Origin of the sequence: Pseudoalteromonas sp. CNAT2-18.1, assembly GCF_022347865.1 — a bacterium.
In the GTDB taxonomy this organism is placed as follows: Bacteria; Pseudomonadota; Gammaproteobacteria; order Enterobacterales; family Alteromonadaceae; genus Pseudoalteromonas; species Pseudoalteromonas ruthenica.
This window is the reverse complement of record NZ_JAKRFR010000001.1, coordinates 673,832-696,549: the sequence shown is the minus strand read 5'-3', so window position 1 is coordinate 696,549 and position 22,718 is coordinate 673,832. Positions and strand designations below refer to the sequence as shown.

The 22,718-nt window shown below is 46.7% G+C and carries 20 protein-coding genes and 3 tRNA genes; 15 read left to right on the top strand and 8 right to left on the bottom strand.

Annotated elements, in window-relative coordinates; all coding sequences use genetic code 11:
• The first annotated feature begins 94 nt into the window (after positions 1–94).
• Entirely contained in the window at positions 95–283 is a 189-nt protein-coding gene (locus MHM94_RS02960; RefSeq protein WP_022944486.1) for a DUF2897 family protein, read from the top strand.
• On the opposite strand, the gene MHM94_RS02955 is transcribed toward MHM94_RS02960, so the two are convergent.
• Together MHM94_RS02955 and bamC are read right to left on the bottom strand one after the other, a co-directional pair.
• Positions 280–1,644: a YjiH family protein gene (locus MHM94_RS02955; RefSeq protein ID WP_235418743.1), complete on the bottom strand. Its 1,365-nt coding sequence runs from the start codon at positions 1,642–1,644 to the stop codon at positions 280–282. The genes MHM94_RS02960 and MHM94_RS02955 overlap by 4 nt on opposite strands.
• Positions 1,645–1,750: 106 nt before the next feature.
• The gene (gene bamC / locus MHM94_RS02950; RefSeq protein ID WP_053910813.1) at positions 1,751–2,809 is read right to left on the bottom strand and encodes an outer membrane protein assembly factor BamC; all 1,059 of its coding nucleotides are present in this window, start codon (positions 2,807–2,809) and stop codon (positions 1,751–1,753) included.
• Positions 2,810–3,153: 344 nt separating this feature from the next.
• On the opposite strand from bamC, the gene MHM94_RS02945 reads away from it, so the two are divergent.
• Together MHM94_RS02945 and bcp are read left to right on the top strand one after the other, a co-directional pair.
• Entirely contained in the window at positions 3,154–3,687 is a 534-nt protein-coding gene (locus MHM94_RS02945; protein ID WP_045978992.1) for an ACT domain-containing protein, read from the top strand.
• A gap of 9 nt (positions 3,688–3,696) precedes the next feature.
• On the top strand, positions 3,697–4,173 hold the full coding sequence (gene bcp / locus MHM94_RS02940; protein ID WP_022944490.1) for a thioredoxin-dependent thiol peroxidase: 477 nt from the start codon (positions 3,697–3,699) through the stop codon (positions 4,171–4,173).
• A gap of 71 nt (positions 4,174–4,244) precedes the next feature.
• Here bcp and queE read toward each other — a convergent pair whose 3' ends face one another.
• The gene (gene queE, locus MHM94_RS02935) at positions 4,245–4,910 is read right to left on the bottom strand and encodes a 7-carboxy-7-deazaguanine synthase QueE (protein WP_151174048.1); all 666 of its coding nucleotides are present in this window, start codon (positions 4,908–4,910) and stop codon (positions 4,245–4,247) included.
• Positions 4,911–5,003: 93 nt separating this feature from the next.
• On the opposite strand from queE, the gene queC reads away from it, so the two are divergent.
• From queC to MHM94_RS02920, 3 genes are all read left to right on the top strand, one after another.
• Complete coding sequence (queC, locus tag MHM94_RS02930) at positions 5,004–5,711, top strand: 7-cyano-7-deazaguanine synthase QueC (protein WP_328282751.1); 708 nt, start codon at positions 5,004–5,006, stop codon at positions 5,709–5,711.
• A 99-nt stretch (positions 5,712–5,810) separates the two neighbouring features.
• Positions 5,811–6,041, top strand: a complete 231-nt coding sequence (locus tag MHM94_RS02925; protein ID WP_235418741.1) for a hypothetical protein — start codon at positions 5,811–5,813, stop codon at positions 6,039–6,041.
• 37 nt (positions 6,042–6,078) lie between these two features.
• Complete coding sequence (locus MHM94_RS02920; RefSeq protein WP_235418740.1) at positions 6,079–7,410, top strand: diguanylate cyclase; 1,332 nt, start codon at positions 6,079–6,081, stop codon at positions 7,408–7,410.
• Here the strand turns inward: MHM94_RS02920 and MHM94_RS02915 are convergent, their stop codons facing one another.
• The 3 genes from MHM94_RS02915 to MHM94_RS02905 form a co-directional block, all read right to left on the bottom strand.
• Entirely contained in the window at positions 7,411–8,133 is a 723-nt protein-coding gene (locus MHM94_RS02915; RefSeq protein ID WP_151174045.1) for a transporter substrate-binding domain-containing protein, read from the bottom strand. It abuts the gene before it with no gap.
• 122 nt (positions 8,134–8,255) lie between these two features.
• Positions 8,256–10,262: an excinuclease ABC subunit UvrB gene (gene uvrB / locus MHM94_RS02910; protein ID WP_022944495.1), complete on the bottom strand. Its 2,007-nt coding sequence runs from the start codon at positions 10,260–10,262 to the stop codon at positions 8,256–8,258.
• Between the two features lie 12 nt (positions 10,263–10,274).
• Positions 10,275–11,645, bottom strand: coding sequence for an MATE family efflux transporter (locus MHM94_RS02905; protein WP_235418739.1), 1,371 nt, complete (start codon positions 11,643–11,645; stop codon positions 10,275–10,277).
• 719 nt (positions 11,646–12,364) lie between these two features.
• Between MHM94_RS02905 and MHM94_RS02900 the strand changes: the two genes are divergently transcribed.
• From MHM94_RS02900 to bfr (MHM94_RS02870), 7 genes are all read left to right on the top strand, one after another.
• Positions 12,365–12,441: transfer RNA gene (locus MHM94_RS02900), tRNA-Asn, on the top strand.
• A gap of 25 nt (positions 12,442–12,466) precedes the next feature.
• Positions 12,467–12,543: transfer RNA gene (locus tag MHM94_RS02895), tRNA-Asn, on the top strand.
• 20 nt (positions 12,544–12,563) lie between these two features.
• Positions 12,564–12,640, top strand: a tRNA-Asn gene (locus tag MHM94_RS02890).
• 292 nt (positions 12,641–12,932) lie between these two features.
• Positions 12,933–14,867 (top strand): EAL domain-containing protein, encoded by a 1,935-nt coding sequence (locus tag MHM94_RS02885; protein WP_022944626.1) that lies wholly within the window; start codon positions 12,933–12,935, stop codon positions 14,865–14,867.
• A 223-nt stretch (positions 14,868–15,090) separates the two neighbouring features.
• On the top strand, positions 15,091–17,184 hold the full coding sequence (locus tag MHM94_RS02880; protein WP_235418805.1) for a TonB-dependent receptor: 2,094 nt from the start codon (positions 15,091–15,093) through the stop codon (positions 17,182–17,184).
• Between the two features lie 224 nt (positions 17,185–17,408).
• Positions 17,409–17,891, top strand: coding sequence for a bacterioferritin (gene bfr, locus MHM94_RS02875; RefSeq protein ID WP_045978988.1), 483 nt, complete (start codon positions 17,409–17,411; stop codon positions 17,889–17,891).
• Positions 17,892–17,893: 2 nt separating this feature from the next.
• Positions 17,894–18,358, top strand: coding sequence for a bacterioferritin (gene bfr / locus MHM94_RS02870; RefSeq protein ID WP_235418738.1), 465 nt, complete (start codon positions 17,894–17,896; stop codon positions 18,356–18,358).
• Between the two features lie 79 nt (positions 18,359–18,437).
• Here the strand turns inward: bfr (MHM94_RS02870) and MHM94_RS02865 are convergent, their stop codons facing one another.
• Positions 18,438–19,991, bottom strand: a complete 1,554-nt coding sequence (locus MHM94_RS02865) for a phospholipase D family protein (RefSeq protein ID WP_235418737.1) — start codon at positions 19,989–19,991, stop codon at positions 18,438–18,440.
• Between the two features lie 91 nt (positions 19,992–20,082).
• The gene (locus tag MHM94_RS02860; protein WP_022944621.1) at positions 20,083–20,277 is read right to left on the bottom strand and encodes a (2Fe-2S)-binding protein; all 195 of its coding nucleotides are present in this window, start codon (positions 20,275–20,277) and stop codon (positions 20,083–20,085) included.
• A 375-nt stretch (positions 20,278–20,652) separates the two neighbouring features.
• On the opposite strand from MHM94_RS02860, the gene betI reads away from it, so the two are divergent.
• The gene (gene betI / locus MHM94_RS02855; protein ID WP_026111069.1) at positions 20,653–21,252 is read left to right on the top strand and encodes a transcriptional regulator BetI; all 600 of its coding nucleotides are present in this window, start codon (positions 20,653–20,655) and stop codon (positions 21,250–21,252) included.
• Positions 21,253–22,716, top strand: a complete 1,464-nt coding sequence (gene betB / locus MHM94_RS02850; protein WP_045978986.1) for a betaine-aldehyde dehydrogenase — start codon at positions 21,253–21,255, stop codon at positions 22,714–22,716.
• Positions 22,717–22,718 lie beyond the last annotated feature (2 nt).

The following is a 22,718-nucleotide window of genomic DNA, read 5'->3' as shown; positions in this document are numbered from 1 at the left end:
CCACTAAATGTTTGTTAATGTTGCATGGCAACGGTGGTGTCAGTTATAAAGGGCACAGCCTTACCCTTCACTTAATACATGAGCGAACAGTGCAATGCAAACTTGGCAAGTTATTCTAATTATCGTCGCCGTTTTTGGCTTCGTCGGGAGCAATATAGCGCTGCTCAAATACTCCGCCAAACTGGATATGAAACGCCTAAATCAAGACCCTGTTGAGAAAGCGAGACAGCGCCTGAAAGAAAAGCAGCGCAGTGCCCAAGATGAGCACTGCGACAAAGACTAAGCCACTAGCCAGTTTGCCATTAGCGTGATCACCGGTAAGGTGATCAGCGTTCGCAATATAAAAATAATAAATAGCTCAACTATATTTACCGGTATTTTACTACCCAATAGTAAGGCCCCCACCTCTGACATGTAAATCAGCTGCGTGACACTCATGGCGGCTATGATAAAACGCGTCACTTCACTGTCAATATTCGATGCCGCTAGAATCGACGGTATAAACATATCAGCAAAGCCAACAACGATGGTTTCCGATGCTTTGACGGCCTCGGGGATCCCTAATAACTCAAGGTAAGGAATAAAAGGCTTACCTAGCCACGTAAAGACTGGGGTGTATTCAGAAATGATCAAAGCAAACGTACCCACCGCCATCACCACAGGCAACACGGCAAAAACCATGTCTAATGCGTTGTGCACACCTTCTTGTACCGTGCCCTTAACCCCTTTAGCATGGCGCGCCTTGTGCAAGGCCATATCCAAAGACTGACGCCAAAGGTTTTTCTGCGCCGAGTGCGACTCATCATCTTGATTTTGAGTACTGCCGTCCACGTAGGTGTTCTTTTTCAAGCTCAGTGGTGGAATTCGTGGGAGAATGAGCGCGCATACCACACCAGCGACACATACCGTCAGGTAAAACGGCGCAAATAAGTGCTCTAATCGTACCTGCCCAATCACCACAAAACAGAAGGTAATCGACACTGCTGAGAACGTAGTGCCAATAATAGCGGCCTCACGCTGGGTGTAATGCTTGTCTTCGTATTGGCGCGCAGTCATCAAAATACCGACACTGCCATCCCCTAACCAGGATGCCGCGCAGTTTACCGCGCTGCGCCCTGGCACGCCAAAGAGCGGCAGCATAATTTTCGTAAACAGCGTGCCCACCAATTCTAATAACCCAAAATTAAGTAACAACGGCAACAAAAAACCAGCCAAGATAAACACTGTGAGCAATAGCGGCAGCAGCTCATTCATAACAAATGCGCCGGTGTTCTCGGAATGAATCGCCACTGGACCTAATTCAAAATAGGTCATCACAATAAACACCATGCCCAAAAGGCGTACCACCAACCACACGGGCGTCACAACAAACAGATGCCGGATTAATGTGTTATCAAACAACGACCGAGGTTGCACGGTACTCATAAGTAAAGAGAGCAACCCGGTTCCACAGATAATTATTAGCAATAAGGTACTGGCTATTGGCGCTAACCACACACGCAGCATATCCGCCAATATTGCCACAGTGATTTTTATCTCCCCTTCCCAAGGAATGGGCACCATAAACAAAAATACCCCTATCAAGGAGGGGATAATGAAGGTCAGCAAAGTGCTGGCCATTGAACGGGGCTGGCTTGTTGTCATAATCGTTACTTGTTCATTGTTATTATTGGCCCATTTACTGGGCTCTATACATGAAAAAAGGAAAAGAGCACGACACTCTTTTCCTTCATGGCCTGCTTATCAGGCGTTATATTTGAATTCCTCGGGTTCGCAGCGCTTGCACCAACGCTTGTTGCAAGTCGTTCATGGTGCCGGGTTGCAATACTTCACCCTCTTTATCCATCCAGGTAATGCTGGTGCCACCCTCGCGCGTAGTGCTCATCAAAATTTGATACTGCCCATCTTCAAGCGGTAGCTGCATGGCTTCCTCGCCCCAGATAGAGTCCCAAACGCTGGCTTCTGGCTTGGTGTAATCTGCAATGATTCGCCCTGAATCTACATCCACCTCGACAATGGTGAATTGCAGCCGCTCCAAGAAACCTGCAAAGCGTTCAAACACGACATTGTAAGCTTGCTCTGTGACCAGTGCCGCATTGCCTTTGTTGTCAAAACCCATATCCAGAGAAATGATCCCTTGGCGCTGGCGCAGCTCTACTTTCAATTGACGATAGCGATAATCAAACTCCGAAATGACCGCGTTGAGCGCGCGGGTTTCAAGACGCTGTTGTAATAGTGGCGTCAGGGGTACATCGTCTGAGCGATAGTCCACCATTTCTGCGCGCAAAGCGGCAGTGCGCTGATGGTCTTTCTCCTCGATGATGAACTTGTAACGCTGCTCAGCGACTATCTCGTCATCCCATAACCACCCTTCTTCAACTCGCACGATTGAAAACCAATCGGTTTCCACGGTGCCGATTAACTTATCCGCACTTACTGCTTGTGTGTTGTAGTCAGATAAAACGCCCTCAATTGCGTGCCAAATAAATTCATCAAGATCTTCGATGCCTTCGTTTTTGTCAAAATATACACGGGCCAGCTTTTCGTTTTCATCCAGCCAACTGCCCTCAGCAAGCGGCATTATTTGCATTGGCGGCTTTGTTGCTTTTGCTTGTTCGCTATTATCGTAACGGGCAACATCCATTTTATAGGTTGGGTCTTGGCGCGGTGCATCAAGCCCTTCAGGGGCCACCACCGGTTCATTGGTACGGTAATTACGTGGATGATGTGCTTCGCTGGTAAAAATACCGCATCCGCTTAAACTGACTAAGGCACTTAACATCAATGCTTTAGGGATCCAATACTGCACGTTGTCTATCTCCTATGCTCACCTTTTTTTATTCTACGGACTTTGAGTCGGTGAGACGTAATTGGTTCAGTGTCAGGTTAAAACTTGGTGCACTTACAACTGATCCATTGACCATTGCAAGCGGTATTAAGCAGAGTATCGACACTCGCCACCGCTCATCTAAATCAGCGGTATGGCAAAAATTTTCACTATGGTACTTTTACATTGCTGTAAAAACAAGAAAGACGCCGTGCAAATGCGAATAAACTCGGTCACGGCTAAAAGTTGCGCGTAACACCGCTGGTTGTGCTAAACTGCGCGGCCATCTAAAGGTTTTCGTTTTCTCTTAGCAAGGGTCGAACAACATGGCTGAATTAGCCAAACAACAACTAGTGATCACCGCCATAGGTGAAGATCAACCCGGTGTAGTCAGCGCACTAACGCAATTAGTCAGTGACTGTAACTGTAATATCACCGATAGCCGAATCGCTATTTTAGGCAATGAGCTTACTTTCATTATGTTGCTGTGCGGCGACATGGCGGCCATCAGTCGCGTAGAGCATACCCTGCCAGCCACGGGCATGGAGCTGGGCTTATTAACAATGATGAAGCGCACTTCAAGTCATAATGCAGAGCAATATGGTGGCGGTTACAACCTCGAATATCACGGCGTTGATACCCCAGGTACGCTGAGCCAAGTAACAGGCTATTTTGCCGAGTACGGTATTAGCATCTGTTCATTAAAATCAGACACCTTCGATAAAGAAGAACAGGCATACATGCGCTGCGAGCTTGAATTTAACGTACCGCAAGAATTAGATATAGACGCGTTTAAAGTATCATTTGAGGCGTTATCGCAACGCCTTGAAATTGATTACATTTTCAGACGAATAAGATAAGGAATCACTATGAATACCTTACAAGCAGGCGATAAAGCCCCTCTTTTCAACCTTCAAGACCAAGATGGCAACCCTGTCAGCTTAGAAGCACTCCTAAAAGAGCACCAGGTGTTAGTTTATTTTTACCCTAAAGCGCTTACTCCTGGGTGTACTGTGCAAGCCGAGCAATTGCGCGATCACAAAGCGGCTCTTAGCGAGCACAATACGGTTGCTGTCGGGATCAGCCCCGATCCGGTTAAAAAGCTGAAAAACTTTGAAACAAAAAAAGAGCTAAACTTCCAGTTGCTTAGCGATGAAGACCACAAAGTTGCCGAGGATTTCGGGGTGTGGGGCTTGAAAAAGTTTATGGGTAAAGAATACGACGGCATCCATCGTATTAGCTTCCTTATTGGCCAAGATGGCAATATCAAACACGTATTCAACAAGTTTAAAACTAAAGAACACCACCAAGTGGTGCTCGATTATTTGCAAGAGCATAATGCGTAACGCAAAAAGCCCACGGTATGTGGGCTTTTTCATAACCTCAGTATGCTGCAGCGCTAAGCTCGTGAGCGAAGTTAATTAATACCAATGTATTTATGGACTTGTACTGATAAACGCCAATTTTTCTGAATGCAGGTATCAATTGCCAGCTTGGTAGCTTTCGCTTTTTGGCTAATTGGCTGTAGGTACACAAGCTTAGGTGCCACACCTGTTTGCGCAAATAGGGCCTCGAGCTCATCCACGTGTTTTTGCATCGCTACTGGGTGCTTAATTTCATCGGCGCGTTGCATGGCACTAGCCAGCACATCATACCCACCACGCATATTAATTTTCGGCGACACTGTCACCCAAGTTTGCGTCGGCGCCTTTATGGCAAAGGTACCGCTGGTTTCTATTTGCGTGGAATACCCATGTTCATGCAATAGCTCACACAGTGGGTTTAAATCAAATAAGCAAGGTTCGCCGCCAGTGATCACGACATGTTTGGCAAGATAACCGCGCTGTTGAAATAACGCCAGTACGTCTTCGGCGCTGGCATGGGCCCAATGTTGAGAATCCGCTTTTTTCTCCACTGTTTGCTCAAGGCTTACAACGTAGCTATCACTTGCATCCCATGTCTGTTTGGTATCACACCACGCACACCCTACAGGACACCCTTGCAAGCGCACAAAAATAGACGGTGTACCAGTGTAACTGGCTTCCCCTTGGATGGTTTCAAAAATCTCATTAATTTGGTACAAAAAACTTACCTACTGCTCATACTTTACATTAGCGTGTGACATTTACAGCCCCGTATTCGGGAATAATTGTGATCCACTCTCAAACCCTGTAGTATACCGCGCCCGAAGGCAAACCTCTATGATAAAAGGCTAGAAGGCACCATGGCAGAAAAAGTTGTAGTTATTTATTCCGGCGGCATGGACTCATTCACTGTGCTGAATAAAGCACGCATGCAGGGGCACGAAGTGTATGCGCTCTCCTTTAACTATGGTCAGCGCCATGTTAAAGAGCTTGAGGTTGCAAAAGCAGTCTGTGAGCGCCTTGGAGTGGATCATAAAATCGTTGATATTTCTGCCATAAATCAATTGATTGGTGGCTCGTCTCTGACCGACGACATCGAGGTTCCCGAAGGCCATTATGAAGAAGAAAGCATGAAAAGCACGATAGTGCCGAACCGCAATATGATTTTGTTATCGCTCGCTGTCGGTTATGCTGTCTCACTTAAGGCCAATAAAGTCTATTATGGCGCTCACTCGGGCGACCATGCCATTTATCCAGATTGTCGTCCTGAATTTGTGAAGAAAATGGATGACGTGTGCCGTATTGCTAATTACGACGAAGTCGAAATTGTCTGCCCCTACTTAGATAGCAGTAAGATTGATATTCTCCGTGACGGCTTAGCCATGGATTTAGATTACAGTCAAACATGGACCTGCTACAACGGCCGTGAACAAGCCTGTGGCAAATGCGGTGCTTGCCAAGAGCGCTTAGAAGCGTTTGCGGAAAATAACGCAACGGATCCTCTCCCCTACGAGTCTTAATCCTGCCTGTTGACCACTGATGATTGTAAAATTGTCAGTGGTCATACTGAATTTTCCCGTTATACTGAACAGTAGATCAAATTAATAGGGAATTATTTCATGTACATAGCGCTGATGTTGGTGGTAGCCGCCCTTGTTATTGTCGCCACGGTGATGGTGGTGGATGTTCGTAATAAACAAAAAGCGCTGAACGCACGTGCTGGCCGCGAAAATGAGCAGCTCACAACCATGAGCAAGGAGCTTTCCCAACTCAAAGAACGTGTACAAATATTAGAAAGAGTTGTGACAGATAAGGGATTTAGCGTCGAACAAGAAATAAATAACCTATAATGCACCCAGTTGTGTGCTATTTGTGGCTGCCGCTACCATGAGCGTCAAGCGTTTATACCTTTATATCTTTGCGAGCCTAGCGTATTTTTGCGTGGCTGGCTTTGGTATTCACCTACTCACTTCGGCGTATTTCGAAAAACAAAAAGCAGAGAGTGAGCAACACCTGCGCGAGCAAACCGCACTTGTCCGCAACAAAATAGAAACCACCATTTTCAAAGATGTATTCGCCGCTGAAAGCTTGGCGACCGTGGTGGCTCTAAACCCTGAACTGGCCATTGCTAATTGGCATACCATCGCCGCTAAGACCCTAGAACAATCGCAATTGGTGCGCAATTTAGGGCTTGCTCCCAATGACACCATCAGCCACGTATTCCCATTAGAAGGAAATCAGCGCGCCATTGGTTTTAACTTCAAATCCAGCCCTGAGCAATACGCCACCGTGGTTAAAGCGCGACAAATTAAGAAGGTGGTCATTGCCGGCCCTTTAGAGCTAGTGCAAGGCGGCCAAGCGATCATCGCACGTTTCCCTCTTTTTGATGACTACCCCGTCAACGCCCATTATTGGGGCACTCTCAGTGTGGTCATGGATTTAGCCACACTGTATAAACAGGTCGGTATCAAAGATACTGAGCACTTGCATATCGCTTTGCGTGGGGTGAATGCATCGGGTGCCGAGGGCCAGGTGTTTTATGGCGATGCGAGCATCTTCAGTAATGCTGACAGCACCGCCACCATCCAACTTCCTAATGGCCGCTGGCAACTTGCGGCCCGCTATAGCATCCCCAGCAACCACGGTGACAATGCCCAACTACTCGGCGCCATCAGTATCGCGGCTGCCATTATACTGTATTTTTCTGTCGCGATACTGGTGCGGGCATACCACCTCACTAAAACAATGTCTTTGCAGGATGAGCTAACCAAGCTGGCAAATCGGCGATATATCATGCAACGCCTCAATGCCTTGGTAAATGACCCACAGCAAGAAAAGAAGTTTGCCATCATCAGTATTGATTTAAATGAGTTTAAACAAGTAAACGATAACTTCGGTCATGCGGTGGGAGATGCGCTGCTAGTTCACGTTGCCCGAGAACTAGAAACGGCACTACGCGACGCCGATGTGGTTGCCCGCCTTGGCGGCGACGAGTTTTTAGTGCTTTTATATCGTATAAATGATCCGGATACGGTCGCACAAATTGTCGAAAAAGTGCGTCGCCATATAGAAAGCACTCCCCTCGCTCATGGCGATTTGTTTATCTACCCTTCACTAAGCTGCGGTTACAGTTGCCATACCGAACAAACACTGGATATTGAAGCTCTGCTAAACGAAGCAGATAAACGTATGTATAGCGACAAAGCGCAGCAAAAATAATCAGTGATTGATGAGCTCAGCCAAAGCCGCATCCATTTTCGCTATAAAATCATATTTAAAGGGGTAGTTGCCGCGTTCGTCCCGCGCATAGCCGATGTGGGCTGAGCGTGTCATTAACACATGCTGCACAGTCAAATTCTTCGCCTTTATAGCAAGTTCAGGCTGTCGCTGCACTATTAGCTCTAATTCATACTCGCTTGAACGGCGGTCATTCACATAGCACTCAATTCGTTGCTTTAGTAGCTTAAACAAATTTGAACGGGTATTGGCATTACGCCATACTCGCACATCGCCGCGCTGCTGGGCTGCACGCACGGCATGGTCAAAAATCAAGTACCCAGCGTTGACACCAATATTAACCGCTGGGCCCGCTTTGCCAGCTAATGCTGCCGGTAAATCAGTGTCATTGTGGCACAGTGCGACCACTGTTTCTTGCTCCAGTGGCAGCGAATACATATCGATAAAGGGACGTTTATCAAGGTGTTTATAGGGCGGTAATATCGCAAACGCAGCGCCCTGCTCAAGCTGCTGCAGTGCCCGTTTCCAGGGCATTGGCTTTAATACCACCTCATAGTCTGTCAGTGATTTAGCAGCGCTTTGCACCAATGCAACGTAATCGCCTTGCAAAGTGCCTTGGCGAACATAAGTGTAAGGCGGATAGCTTTGATCAACCAGTATTTCAACGCGTTGCGACTGCGCAAAAACCGGCGCCACCCAGCACATAACAGCGCAGCCGAGAAGTGAAAAACACGCTTTTAAAATCAACGTGCGCCAACCGCCTTTGCAGGAATAATATCCTTAGTTTATAGCCTCCAACGAGCTAATATGCAAGGAGCCGATGGCCACTAGCTATGAATAAGCTGCTGCTGCAGTTCGTGCACTTGGTCGCGTACTTTGGCCGCTTTTTCAAATTCCAAATCACGAGCAAATTCGTGCATTTGTGCTTCTAGGCGACTAATCTCTTTGGCTATTTCACTGGCATCCATTGTCGTGCCGGCCTTTTTCGATGCCGGTTTAAGGCGTGCCTGCGCCGCTTTGTTTTGTACCTCTTCGCCGGTATCCATCACATCGGTAATGCGTTTTTTCAGCGCTTGCGGGGTGATCCCATGCGCTTCGTTATGGGCTATTTGTTTTTCTCTACGGCGGTTGGTTTCGTCCATGGCTTGACGCATTGAGCGAGTGATCACATCACCATATAAAATAGCACGGCCGTTAATATGGCGGGCTGCACGGCCAATGGTCTGAATAAGCGAGCGCGCTGAGCGTAAAAAGCCTTCTTTATCGGCATCTAAAATAGCGACCAATGACACTTCCGGCATGTCTAACCCCTCTCGCAGCAGATTGATGCCAACGAGCACATCAAATACCCCTGCCCGTAAATCGCGAATGATTTCCATGCGCTCTACGGTATCAATATCGGAGTGTAAATAGCGCACCTTCACATCATGATCGCTAAGATAATCAGTGAGGTCTTCCGCCATTCGCTTAGTTAGGGTGGTCACTAAAACCCGCTCGTTCACTTCGACACGTTTGTATATTTCAGAGAGCAAATCGTCCACCTGAGTGGCCACGGGACGCACTTCTATTTGCGGGTCGACCAAGCCAGTAGGACGGATCACCTGTTCAGCAACTTCGCCTGCGGATTTGTCTAGCTCATAATCCCCTGGGGTGGCAGATACATAGATAGTCTGGGGCATAATGGCCTCAAACTCTTCAAACTTGAGCGGCCGATTGTCCATTGCCGAGGGCAATCTAAAACCATACTCGACAAGATTTTCTTTGCGCGAGCGGTCGCCGCGATACATAGCCCCCACTTGTGACACGGTAACGTGAGACTCATCGATGATCATCAAAGCATCATCCGGGAGATAGTCCAGTAAGGTTGGCGGTGGCTCGCCTGGCGCCCGACCCGACAAGTAACGGCTGTAGTTTTCAATGCCACTGCAATAGCCAAGCTCTTGCATCATTTCAATATCGTACTGGGTGCGTTGCGCAATTCGCTGCTCTTCAATCAGCCGGTTGTCATCAAGCAAGCGTTGGCGGCGGCTTTTCAATTCGGTTTTGATATTCTCAATAGCCGCTAAGATTTTCTCACGGGGTGTAACATAGTGTGTTTTTGGGTAGATGGTGGCGCGCACGAGGTTTTTTTCTACATGACCGGTGAGCGGGTCAAATAAGCTTAAGCGCTCTATTTCATCATCAAACATCTCGACGCGCACGGCAATATCATCGGACTCAGCGGGGAAAATATCAATCACCTCGCCACGCACGCGATAGGTGCCCCGGCTGAAATCCATGTCATTACGAGTGTATTGCAACTCAGCTAAACGCCGCAGCATATCACGTTGGTCTATGGTATCTCCGACTTTCAATAGCAGCATCATTTTCATGTAGGAATCAGGATCGCCAAGACCGTAAATGGCAGAAACGGAAGCCACAATCACCACATCGCGCCGCTCTAATAAGGCTTTGGTGGCCGACAACCGCATTTGCTCAATATGCTCATTAATGGAGGCGTCTTTTTCGATAAAGGTGTCGCTTGCAACTACATAGGCTTCTGGCTGGTAGTAGTCGTAGTATGAGACGAAATATTCCACAGCATTATTGGGAAAGAATTCTTTCATTTCGCCATACAGCTGCGCCGCTAGCGTTTTATTGTGCGCCATGATAATAGTCGGGCGATTAAGCTCAGCCATAATATTAGCCATGGTAAAGGTCTTGCCGGTTCCTGTCGCGCCGAGCAAAGTTTGGTGAGCCAGTCCCGCTTCTAACCCTTCGACCAACTGGGCAATGGCACTAGGTTGGTCGCCACTTGGCGAGTAACCTGATACCAATTCGAACATATCTTTCACTAACAAGACTCCTTATTGTTGGCTGTGGCGTTTAAGCTCATGGGTGAACCATAAGTACGCAACGACGGCTGTAAACAGATTACCCATTGCCGCGCCAATAAATAAACCGGTTAAGTCGGCGATTAAACTGCCGACATAGGCAATCGGCACATAAAAGACAAACAATCGAATTACGCTCAAAACGAGTGCATTCATTGGCCTGTGCAAGGCATTGAACGAGGAGTTAGTTAAAATAATAACGCCTTGTAGGCCATACGATAGCGGTAAAATGTAAATAAATAAGCTGATCAGCTCCCGTACTTGGCTCTCACTGGCAAAAGCAAGCGCTATCCAATGACCCACAGCTAACAGTAATAAGTAGATGAGCAATTGCCAAATAAGGACAAACTTCAAGGTCTTTTGGTATGCCTCGCGCACCCGCTCTATTTTCCCAGCTCCAAAGTTTTGGCTGATAAACGGCGGTAATGTCATTGACAACGCCAACACCACCAACGATGCTATCGACTCTATCCGGCTGCCGACACCGAACGCAGCCACCGCTGGTGCTCCAAAGGTAGCGACGATAGCAGTCATAACGGCCATCGCTAAAGGCGTTAGCATATTCGCACCCGCCGCAGGAAAGCCTATTTTTAAAATCTTCCGTGTTGCCCCATAAAAACTCTGACTGCGGCACTGACTGCTCAGTAGTTTACGACGCACAATGAGGATATGCAGCACCAAAATAACGCCAACAACCCATGAGATCGCACTGGCAATGGCCGCGCCTTGGACACCTAATGCCGGAATTGGGCCCCAGCCGAAAATCAACACAGGGTCAAGTATGGCATTGATAAGTCCAGAGCCGCCCATGATCAGGCTAGGCGTCTTAGTATCGCCATTCGCGCGCAAAATAGCATTGCCAATCATGGGCGTGACTAATAGCACACTGGCTAAAAACCAAATATGCATATATTGGTCGATGATGGGTAGCAACTGTGCTTGGGCCCCTAGAAGCTTAAACAACGGTTCGCTAAAGAGATAACCTGCTACCGATAGCAAGAGCACAAGTATCGCTGAAACAATGAGCGCAACCGTGCCATCAAAGCGAGCTTGAGCATGCTCACCCGCTCCCAATGCTTTAGCTATCACCGCTGAGGTCCCAATCCCTAGACCAATAGCGAGGCTAATAACAGTGAATGTCACAGGGAAGGTAAAGCTAATTGCCGCTAAAGGTTGTGTACCTAGCATACTAATAAAAAATGTATCAACTAGGTTAAACATCATTAGAAAGATCATGCCAAAAATCATCGGCACAGTCATTTTCGTTAAAGTCGGTACAATGGCAGCATGAAGAAGCTGAGAGGGTTGCGCATGATCAGAAGAATGAGTTTCGGCTGTAGCCATATCGACGCTTATTGCTGCTAATTCCAAATCCCCATTCTAAAGCATCAAAGCATCCCTCGCTACGCCTAAATGGTGCATAAAAAATGATCTTTTTCTAAATTTGGCTGACTTGTTTGTGCAAAAGCATGTAAAAAACAAATTATTTACAGCATGTATACATTTTGGGGATGAAATGACTTTTTTTTACACAGTAAGATGAATACATCGTCAATTCAGATTATAACAAACGCTCTTTAAGTAACGCCAAAGAATATAAGAGCAAATCATTGATTTTAAATAAAAATATTTTTTATCCTTTTCCCCTTGCATTCTTACTCGCTCTCTGTCGATACCGATAGCTACTGCCCTTGCCCTATTCATAAACAGACTTATCCACAGATTTCGTGGATAAGTTACGCCACCCCTTTAATTATAAGGGGTTAAGCTAATTTGCTCGTTTTTTACTGAGTTTACGTTCATCTTCGGGTTGTTTGCGCTATGAGTCATGAAAGTATAAGTTACTGACAGACTCGATTATTTCCCTTTGTCAGTGTAATTACTGATGAAATCGCTCTGCGACAGGCGCAACGCAGCCCCAAATAGAGGCTGTTTTGCGCGCTAAGCAGTCAATTTGAGTGAAAAAGCGCCGAACAGTCTACTTTTTTTATTTTTAGAGTTTTTATTGGTTGACACTTTAGGGCGCGGTCATTAATATTTCGCCCCGTTGAAAGGCAGGCGCTTCCCCCTTAGCTCAGTTGGTTAGAGCGACGGACTGTTAATCCGCAGGTCCCCCGTTCGAGTCGGGGAGGGGGAGCCAAATCTTTCAGCAATAAGGTAATTGTTCCCCCTTAGCTCAGTTGGTTAGAGCGACGGACTGTTAATCCGCAGGTCCCCCGTTCGAGTCGGGGAGGGGGAGCCACTACTTACCTTTGAAATTGTTCCCCCTTAGCTCAGTTGGTTAGAGCGACGGACTGTTAATCCGCAGGTCCCCCGTTCGAGTCGGGGAGGGGGAGCCAATTTTCATCCATCTCCTCTTTCTAGACAAACTCATCTTTGTAAACTACTCTTTGTACTGTGTTTTTTCTCAAGCCGTGCTATATTATTGCGCCATTAGTCAATGATTTATAACAACTCATTGCACCAAGGTTGTATGTAATAACGGTTAAATTACACTAGTAGAGATTAGGCCGCTGTGATAATTCGCCGTCTCACATGGCACGCTCGCGCATGTGAATGGACTCTTTGCCAAAGTTCAGTCGCGATTAGGATTTATCGTTTAGCTGGTTAAATAATAAGGATAAAGCTAAGTTGAAACGGTTCACCCTCTTACAATTTTCTTTATGGCTACTGGCATTGTGTGCCGGTATTATCGCTAATGTGATGGTTTTTCACTCTTACAGTGTGGAAAAGCAAGAACACATGCAAGTAAGCTTGCAGCGGTATTTAGATAGCCATCCGCAAATTACCGTCACCGATGCTCCCGCTATGGCAGAGCAATTGTTTGCCACCATGAACTTGAAAAATCTATGGCTGAGAGATGCCGAAGGTGAAGTATTGGCAAACAAAACACATCGCCAGAATAGCGCACTACTTTCACAAGTGGCTCAGTCTCAGTTCAACAGTGTCCGCAGCCAGTATGCAGTCAGCAGTAATGGTGAGCTGCGCATAGAGTTTATTGCCGATTTAGACGATGTAGCGAAAACATTTGAAGTTGGGTTACTTTATTTTGTATTAGTCATTTCCCTGCTCGCACTGTTGCCTATTGCTAGTTTAAAAACGGCGTTTGTGGGATACCGCCGGCATGTGGCTGATATGATTTCAGCGATAATCGACCAATTCGTCAGCAATGGCGTGGTGCCAGATACCAGCAGCCGTGCATTCTCTGACGATAGCCAAAAGCAACGATTAGCCAGTCAAATCTCCCCTGCCCTCAATCGCCTATCAACATACTTAGGCTCGCAACTCGACAATATTGCCAGCTCGGCAGTAGAAATAAAAAAAGAGGCCTATAAAGACGTAGTCACCGAACTGGGTAATCGCAACATGTTCGTAGAGTATTACGAACGTCACATTGAACACGTTCAAGGTGATTGTTTTGGCTGTATCGCCCTGGTACGAGGCACCGAATTGCAGCACATCAACCAGCGCAGCGGTTATCAGCAAGGTGATGAGTACATTCGCAGTATTGCTGAGATGCTCAGCGCCGTGGTCGGTAGTTATCGTGGCAGCAGCGTATTTCGCCTTAACAGCTCAGATTTTGCCGTGGTGTTACCTAATATTCCGCTAAAAGAAGCGGAGCGCTTTGCTAATAATGTTCAGTCTAAGCTAAACCAGTATCAGAAAATCCATGATCTAACCTCTGTCGCTTACACCGGCATTGTCTCCTATGAACAAAATAAACCCCTAGGCGAGCTACTGGCGAATGTTGATGTGGCGATGAATATTGCCCAGAGCAAACAAAATAACGCTTGGCACATTCAACGCCAAGAGGATATGAGTGCTAGCAGCAATCAAGGGTCGCAAAATTGGCGCAAAATGATCAACGATTTACTCGATAAGCAAAGTGTGACCCTAGTGATCCAAGCCATTATGCCGCTAGGTAAAAGCAACAATGCCTACTCAGAGATTCAGGCGCGATTTCGCGATGAGGAAGAGCATATCTTACCGACCTCTTCGTTTATGGCGATGGCCGATCAGTTAGGAAAATCGGTTGAACTGGATCAGATGATCATCGAACATGCTTTTCGGGCGATGAAAAGTAAAAACCTCAATGCACAGTATTTTGGGCTCAACGTGTCAGCCGCAAGCGCCCATGACGATAAATTTGTAATCTGGCTTGAGCGTCGACTGATGAAAGAAGGCGAATTGGCAGCTCGTCTCATATTTGAGATTTCAGAGCTAGGACTGCAACAAAACATCGGCGCAAGCAAACGCTTTATTACCATGCTGCATCGCGCAGGCGCCCGTATTACCGTAGAGAAGTTTGGCGTAGGGCTAACGTCATTTAAGTTTTTCCGAGAGTTAAAACCAGACTTTATCAAAATGGATGCCAGCTACACGCGCGGCTTAGAAGACGATAAGAATAACCAGTACTTCATGCGATTAATGGTTGATTTAGCGCACCGTATTGGCGTTAAAGTATTCGCTGAAGGCGTTGAGAGCCAAGAAGAGAAGCATATTATCGAGCAGCTTTGTCTTGATGGTGCACAAGGCTACTACATTGAAAAACCTCGGGAGCTGTAACACAGCTCCTTTCCTACACTTACCCCAGCCTCTAAGAGCAGACATGCAACATCGCGTGTAAAAGCAAGTTTGCTCTGCCCGCTGTGCATAAGTTACCGCGACTAAATGCATATGGTCGGATGACGTCTTTTTCACCTTGTTATCATTGGTGATATTAATTATCATTCGCCTCTCCATTTTAGTACAACAAGGACAATACGTGCGCTTTCCCTTTTCTCTAATTATGCTTGCTCTCAGTGGCAACGTCATCGCCAAACAAAATAACAATGAAAACTTAGAACATATTATTGTGACTGGTAGCCGTGTCATAGAAAATATTGACGAAGTGCCAGCATCGGTGACGGTGATCACTCGAGAACAAATTGAGGCCCAGCTTAAGGTTAATCCAGAATTACAAAACCTTTTGCAAATGATGGTGCCAGGCATGGCGCCAAGCACAAATAGTTCAAGTAACACCGGGCAAACGTTGCGCGGCAGAGCGCCCTTAGTGATGATTGACGGTGTCCCTCAATCCACGCCGCTGCGTAATGGCTCTTTGGGCATACGCACACTCGACCCAAGCGTTATTGAACGCATTGAAGTCATCAAAGGGGCCACCTCAGTATATGGCAATGGCGCTGCAGGCGGAGTGATCAATTACATTACCAAAACACCGACAACGGCTGATGATTTTAGTGCAGAGCTTGATGTGTCAACACGATTCAGTGCCGTCAAAGCGGATGAAACCTTAGGTGCACGCATCGAGGGCTCGGTCAGTGGCCGGGCAAACAAGTTTTCTTATTTAGCGACAATCAGCTATGAAGAAAATGGCGTACAGCGCGACGCCGAGGGCGATATTCTTGGCTTGCAATACGGACTCAGTGACGTACAAACGCACAATTACTTCACCAAATTAGGTTACGACTTTGATGCAGATAAGGCCCTCGCCTTTACTTACAACTATTATAAGTCGCAACAAAAAACAGATTTAGGCGATGTCTTTGGTAACGTCAATTCTGGCGATAAATCCTACGCGATTCATGTGCCGCCAGCACAGCAAAAGCAAGGTCGTCCTCAAGGCCCAAGTGGCAACACCAATGCCATGCTTAAGTACACCGATAACGCTTTCTTCGCGCACACCGCACTGACTCTAGACTTATATGCGCAAGATATTGAAAACGTGTTCTTCTTCTCTCCAAATCTTGCCAACCCAGATGAGGGTTATGAGGGCGGTCAGTCGATCATTGCCTCGCAGAAGCAGGGCCTGCGCGCCACATTGAATACCTTGATAGATTTTGACAACACCGAAGCCACCTTTATTTATGGTATTGATGCGCTGCAAGACACCACATCTCAACCCTTAGTTGATGGCCGTGAGTGGGTCCCGGAAATGGACATGAGCAACCTTGCCGGCTTTTTTCAAAGTAAATGGGTGATGTTTGATGACTATGTTATCAAAGCCGGTGTACGCCATGAGGACATCAACCTCGAAGTTGATGATTACCGTACCCTTAAACTGTGCCGCAACGCCCAGCAATGCTCTGTGGCGTTCGAAGTGCGTGGTGACACCCTCAATTACACAGCCACCACCTACAATGTCGGGCTAAAATATAATGCGTATGAGCAATTTAGTCCGTTTTTTAGTTACTCTCAAGGTGCAGATATCTCGGATATCGGCCGCTTGCTGCGTAGCGCTACCGTGGATGATATTGCTCTGATCCGCACTGAAGCCGCGCTTATCGACAATTACGAAGTGGGCTTTACGTCGGTACTTGATAGCCTGCGAATTGAAGCGTCTTTATATCGCAGCACCTCTGATTTGGGAACCACTAACCGTTTTGATGAAGCCACTGGCGTATACATGCCTGTACGTGCTCCACAGGAGATTTGGGGGTATGAAGCGCTAGTGGATTACCGCTTTCACTCTGCTTGGCGAGCCACTGCCACCTATTCTTATGTCGAGGGCAAAAACACCGCTGAAGATATTTATCTCGGAGGCAAACAAATTAGTCCACCCAAGGCGACTGTGAACCTACAATGGCAAGCTACAGATGATGCCGCGCTCACGTTATCAACCTTATACGTGGGAAGCCGCAAACGGTTTAACGCCAACGATGCTGGCGAGTATGTTGGCGATCAAGGGCCGATTGACGATTATTTTGTCATGAACCTCAGCGGTAACTGGCAATTCAATTCAAGCGCCAATGCCTATTTCGGCATCGAAAACCTTCTAAACCGCGATTACTATCCCGCAAGAGCGCAAGCTTACACCTATGGCGGCTACAATATAAAAGGTTTAGGCACCACAATCACCGCCGGTATCCATTACCAATTCTAGGGCGGCAATAAGCAATCCAGTTGTATCAACAGTGCAAAGCCGGTTTACCGGCTTTTTTATTCTGTCTGTCTCACTGCGGTTAAAAAAGAATCACTCACAAGCATTAATCGAAACTTGAATGCGAATACTTTTTAATTGTAACCCTATGATTTATATATAAAAATTTGATTTATTCATAAGATCGACTACACTAGGGCTACATCTTTCTAAGGAGATTATGGCAAATGCAAGGTAAACAACGAGTTATAGACGCATTCAATAAGCTGCTTGCAAATGAGCTGGCCGCAATTGACCAATATTTCATTCATTCGCGCATGTACGAAGATTGGGGTTTAAATAAACTTTATGAGCGTTTGGAGCACGAGCGCGACGAGGAGACGCAACACGCTGACTGGCTTATCAAGCGTATTTTATTTTTAGAAGGCGTGCCCGATTTAACTAAACGTCGAGCTCTGCTTGTTGGTGGCAACGTCAAAGAGATGATGGCCAACGACCTTAAGCTTGAGCTTGAGGTTGTACAGTGTGTTAAAGAAACCATCAAAATTTGCGAAGAAGAACAAGACTATCAATCTCGCGAAGTACTTGAGAAGCTCTTGTTTGATACCGAAGAGGACCATGTTTATTGGCTTGAACAGCAACTGGGTCTTATTGAGAAGATCGGTATTCAAAATTATCAACAATCGCAAATGGGTGAGTCTGAGGCTTAATTATGAAAGGTGATAAAGACGTCATTGCAGCCTTAAACCAAGTGCTTGCAAATGAGCTAGTAGGCATTAACCAATACTTTTTGCATGCGCGCATGTTTAAAGATTTTGGTTTTAGCAAACTAGATAAAGCTGATTACAAGGTGTCTATCCAGAAAATGAAAAATGCCGATAGACTTATCGAGCGCATTCTGTTTTTAGAGGGGCTTCCTAACCTACAGGATTTAGGGCGCCTGCGCATTGGTGAAAATGTTGAAGAGATGATAGCTGCCAACATGCATTTTGAGCTGGAGTCATTAAAGGACTTGCAGACAGCGGTAAAGCTTGCCGAAGAGCGTTTAGATTACATCAGCCGTGAGGCGCTAGATGCAATTCAAAATGAGCAGGAAGAGCAAATAGATTGGCTGGAAACGCAGCAACATCTAATCAAGGCCACGGGCCTCGAAAACTATCTGCAATCACAGATGTAACCCTTGCCGCGCCTGATCTTCATTAAAAAAAGCCGCTTAATTGCGGCTTTTTTATTTAAGTGTGGCCAACATAGCTGTGCTATAGAACATCTTCTATCGGCAATAAAGACATAAGCCATACTTTAAAACGCAACCATGCACTGGTATCAGGCTCAGTGGTCAATCGCTGTTGATTCTTTCTGTCTTGCCACACAATATCGCCCTGCTCGTCGAGGCTTAGTTGCCACGCATATTTAGGCATTTCCGTTGTGATCCATCGACTTAATAAGCGATTCATACGCTCGGAGTGAATCAACAACCCTTGCTCTGTGTTTAAATTAAACGAGCGCGGGTCTAGATTTAGCGAACCCACAAATATTTTGTCATCATCCATGGTCATGCTTTTGGCGTGCAAGCTGGCAGTGGAAGAGCCACGAAACCCTTTACGCTTCGGTTGCTGCGCGGCTAAGTCCAGATTACGCTTAAGCTCCCATAATTCGACGCCCATAGCCAACAGCTGCTGGCGATAGTCGGCATACCCAGCATGCACAACCGGCACATCGGTGGCGGCAAGCGAGTTAGTGAGAACAGTCACAGCAACCCCCTGCTCACGCCATTTCTTAATGAGCTCTAATCCTTTATCTTTGGGAATGAAATAAGGGGAGATAATGTTCACGCGCTGGCGAGGCTCTCCCATGGCTGCAAACAGCTTCGGTGCCATGTGCGTACTATTATTACGGCTATCGGTTAACAGCTTATTAGGGTCATCAACATATAACTGCGCTTCTGCCCAATCCATAGACAGCTTGCCGTTAACCAATGTTTGTACCAAAGTGGACTCTTTAAGCCTTTGAATATAGGGGCTTTCATTGTGAAATGCGGTGCTAACGTAACGACTTAGGCGGCTTGATAACTGCGCCAAATCTTGGCTGTCAGCACTGCCAGACAATTCATTGATATCCTCAGCGAGTGGATGATTCCAATATAAGTCGAAAGCCATGGTTGCCTTATCAACGATTGGGCCGACACCCAGTACGTCAAAGTCAACAAATTGTGAGTTATGATCACCGGAAAAATAGGCGTTGCCAATGTTCCGCCCCCCAGTAATGAAGAGCTCGCTGTCAACGATAAAGCTCTTATTGTGCATACGCCGCGATACACGGGAATAATCAGTGATAAAACTCAAGAACCGCAATCGTCTGTGATTCAAAGGATTAAACAGTCTCACTTCAACGTTGTTATGCACCGCCAAAGCACTTAAATCTTGCTCTAAGTTCGCTTGAGATAGGTCATCAAGTAACAGGCGAACTCGCACGCCACGCTCGGCAGCACGCAATAAATAGGCACTCAACAGCTGTGAGGTTTCTTCGCGATGATACAAATAGTACTGTAAATCGACAGAGTATTGTGCTGTCTCTATCAGCGCAATACGTGCAGCGAAGGCATCCAGGCCATCAATCAAGGGATAAAACCCCGACAGTTCAGGGCTGGGCTGTTCGTCTATAACATTCGATATCAAAGCTGTTCCCTTCGCTGGCATGGAATAACTGGCATCATCTAAGTTGTGCACGTTATACGCTTTAGGGGCTACGCAACCGGCAACAACCACCACGGCAAAGACAAATAATAAACGCGCGTTGATAAGGGCATCCATTGTGATTACCTAAGCAACGTAGTCTATTGTTACTATAACAAATTCAGGGGGATATAAAAGGAGGTAGGAGGATCACACGTCGCTATGGGGATTAAGCGACGTCGTCAGTCACATCAACAATATCAATCAGCTTTTGGTTAAGGATTTTTTTGGTGCAATTGCAGCATTTGCCACACTGCGAACCAACCTTTAATTCTTTTGTAAGATCGCGCATTGAACGGGCTCCATCATCAATCGCCTGCTCAATTTTTTTGTCTGATACACCATGACATAAACAGATATACACGAATACAAACCACTCTCAATTGCGTTATTGGCTATAGTTTAATCTAAACAAAAATAGTTATCAATAAAAAATTATTGCTGTTTTATTGCGCTATCTACACTTTGCTAACAAGCAATTAGACATCTAATCATTGGTGCTGATAAAAAAATTTTGTATCTCTATTCTCGAGTTGTACCCGCCACAAAAAAAGCACTTTGATAGAACTATAACTCAATGTTTTAAATTGATATTTATCAATTCACCGACCAGTGAAAATTAGCCTCCTAGTCAACATAGATCTTTGCCTACGTTTGGATCTGAACAAACTCTGAAGCTTGATCATTTCAGCTCAAACTATTAATCTTTATTTTAATTGAACGGTCAATTAATAAAAATATGCCTAAAGTCGGAATGGAACCTGTGCGGCGTCAACAGTTAATCGACGCCACTTTAAACTCAGTTGCTGAGCTTGGCTTACATGCCACCACCATCAACAGCATTAGCAAACGTGCCGGGTTATCTTCGGGCATCATTAGCCATTACTTTGGTGGTAAACAAGGCTTGATTGAAGCAACGGTGCGTTACTTATTAACCCAGCTGAAAATTAACTTGCTGGCGAAGACCACCGCTGACGACACGCTCAGTCCACGAGAGCGACTAAACTTAATCGTTGAGTCAAACTTTGCCCCCGTACAGCAACAGCATGACAGCACCCGAACTTGGCTGAGCTTTTGGGCGCAGTCACTGCACGACCCTGCCCTATTCCGACTGCAGCAGGTCAACAGTCGTCGCTTACGCAGTAATTTACAGGTGTCGTTTAATACCCTGATGCCACGCGACAAAGCCAAGCAGGCCGCCGAGTTGGCCGCAGGCATGATTGACGGATTATGGCTACGCTGTGTACTCAGCCGCGGCGAAGCCGATGACTTTCATCACGCTGAGCAGTTAAGTAAAAGTTATATCGATACCCTGATAGCGCAATTTGGAGAACAGTAAATGTCTTACCCTCGCTTACAAAATTTTATTGATGGTGCCCCCATGGCCAACGCCAGTGGCGATGTGTTTGATGTCATTAACCCAGCAACTGACGAGGTCATCTATCAGGTCGAAGTGGCCGATGAGCATATCCAACAAGCCGCCATCGACAGCGCTAAAGCTGGTTTCGCGCAGTGGTCAGCGATGCAGCCTATCGAGCGTGCCCGCATTTTGCACAAAGCGGTGGCGTTGTTACGCGAGCGTAACGATGAGCTGGCGAAAATTGAAGTATTAGATACCGGTAAACCGTGGCAAGAAGCCGAGTGCGTCGATGTAGTCACCGGTGCCGACGCCATTGAGTACTTTGCCTCATTGGCGCCCACCGTAGTCGGCCAGCAGCAAGAGGTTGCCGGCGATTTTTATTATACCCGCAAAGAGGCGTTAGGGGTGTGTGCCGGTATCGGCGCATGGAACTACCCCCTGCAAATCGCGTGTTGGAAATCTGCACCCGCCTTGGCCGCAGGTAACGCCATGATTTTTAAGCCTTCGGAAGAAACCCCAAAAGGCGCCAACATGTTAGCGGAGATTTTCATTGAAGCCGGCGTTCCAGCAGGCGTTTTCAATGTCGTCCATGGTGCCGCCGAGGTGGGTCAGTGGCTTACAACCCACTCAGAAATCGAGAAGGTCTCTTTCACCGGCGAAGTGGGCACAGGTAAAAAAGTAATGCAAAGCGCCGCCAGCAACTTAAAAGACGTCACCATGGAGCTCGGCGGCAAATCACCGCTATTGGTATTTGATGATGCCGATATTAGTGAAGCGGTCAGTGCCGCGATGCTTGGCAACTTCTACACCCAAGGTGAAGTGTGCACTAACTGTACTCGTGTATTTGTGCAGCGTGGTGTTTATGAGCAGTTTATGAGTGAACTGCTCGAGCGCACACAAAAGAATATTATTGCCGGCGATCCGTTAGACCCTGAGGTGAACTTAGGCGCGCTGATCTCGAAAAAGCATCAACAGCTTGTGCTTGAGTACATTGACAAGGGTAAACAAGAAGGGGCTACCGTTGCCATCGGCGGTCATGCACTGACCCCAACAAGTGCGCCGCAAGGCTATTTTGTGGCCCCAACCGTGTTTACCGATTGCGATGACAACATGACTATTTGTCGCGAAGAAATCTTTGGTCCGGTTATGAGTGTCTTAGTGTTTGATGACGAGCAAGAAGTCATTGAGCGCGCTAATAACACACCTATGGGCCTAGCCGCTGGTGTAATGAGCCAAGATCTACGTCGCGCCCACCGTGTGATCCACCAGCTTGAGGCCGGTATTTGTTGGATTAATGCTTATGGCGCCTCCCCGGCAGAAATGCCTGTGGGCGGCTATAAGCTATCGGGCATCGGCCGTGAGAACGGTTTAGAGGCTATCAACCAATACCTACAAACGAAATCTGTGTACGTGGGTATGAACCAACTTGAGAGCCCGTTTTAAGG

Bases quoted from the DNA above. Each gene is read 5' to 3' on its own strand.
- MHM94_RS02960 (WP_022944486.1), top strand. From the start codon at position 95: ATGCAAACTTGGCAAGTTATTCTAATTATCGTCGCCGTTTTTGGCTTC.
- MHM94_RS02955 (WP_235418743.1), bottom strand. From the start codon at position 1,644: ATGACAACAAGCCAGCCCCGTTCAATGGCCAGCACTTTGCTGACCTTC.
- MHM94_RS02945 (WP_045978992.1), top strand. From the start codon at position 3,154: ATGGCTGAATTAGCCAAACAACAACTAGTGATCACCGCCATAGGTGAA.
- bcp (WP_022944490.1), top strand. From the start codon at position 3,697: ATGAATACCTTACAAGCAGGCGATAAAGCCCCTCTTTTCAACCTTCAA.
- MHM94_RS02925 (WP_235418741.1), top strand. From the start codon at position 5,811: ATGTACATAGCGCTGATGTTGGTGGTAGCCGCCCTTGTTATTGTCGCC.
- MHM94_RS02920 (WP_235418740.1), top strand. From the start codon at position 6,079: ATGAGCGTCAAGCGTTTATACCTTTATATCTTTGCGAGCCTAGCGTAT.
- MHM94_RS02915 (WP_151174045.1), bottom strand. From the start codon at position 8,133: ATGTGCTGGGTGGCGCCGGTTTTTGCGCAGTCGCAACGCGTTGAAATA.
- MHM94_RS02905 (WP_235418739.1), bottom strand. From the start codon at position 11,645: ATGGCTACAGCCGAAACTCATTCTTCTGATCATGCGCAACCCTCTCAG.
- MHM94_RS02880 (WP_235418805.1), top strand. From the start codon at position 15,091: ATGCTTGCTCTCAGTGGCAACGTCATCGCCAAACAAAATAACAATGAA.
- bfr (WP_045978988.1), top strand. From the start codon at position 17,409: ATGCAAGGTAAACAACGAGTTATAGACGCATTCAATAAGCTGCTTGCA.
- bfr (WP_235418738.1), top strand. From the start codon at position 17,894: ATGAAAGGTGATAAAGACGTCATTGCAGCCTTAAACCAAGTGCTTGCA.
- MHM94_RS02865 (WP_235418737.1), bottom strand. From the start codon at position 19,991: ATGGATGCCCTTATCAACGCGCGTTTATTATTTGTCTTTGCCGTGGTG.
- betI (WP_026111069.1), top strand. From the start codon at position 20,653: ATGCCTAAAGTCGGAATGGAACCTGTGCGGCGTCAACAGTTAATCGAC.
- betB (WP_045978986.1), top strand. From the start codon at position 21,253: ATGTCTTACCCTCGCTTACAAAATTTTATTGATGGTGCCCCCATGGCC.